Raw genomic sequence first — 252 nt, 5'->3', positions numbered from 1 at the left:
GCGGAATACCAATCAATTCAAGGTCAGCAAACTTCACGCCTGGGCGCTCGTTACGGTCATCAAGCAACACATTAATGCCTTGTGCTTTAAGCTCTTCATATAGTGCCGTTGCCGTCTCCATAACGGTATCTTCTTTCGACTTCATCGGCACGATAGCGACTTCAAATGGCGCCAGTGAATCGCTAACGTCTGGCGTTGGTGGCCACATAATGCCATTTTCATCATTGTTCTGCTCGATAGCCGCCGCAATAA

1 protein-coding gene is annotated in these 252 nt (G+C 48.4%); it reads right to left on the bottom strand.

The features are described 5' to 3' along the window. The coding region (locus tag AAEY87_RS14210; RefSeq protein WP_350657640.1) for a His/Gly/Thr/Pro-type tRNA ligase C-terminal domain-containing protein at nucleotides 1-252 on the bottom strand (252 nt) is incomplete at both ends.

The sequence above is a fragment of the Psychrobacter sp. S1-30-MNA-CIBAN-0213 genome, from assembly GCF_040309845.1.
Lineage (GTDB): Bacteria > Pseudomonadota > Gammaproteobacteria > Pseudomonadales > Moraxellaceae > Psychrobacter.
Note: the sequence above shows the minus strand (reverse complement) of the source record. Positions and strands in the feature narration are given on the sequence as shown.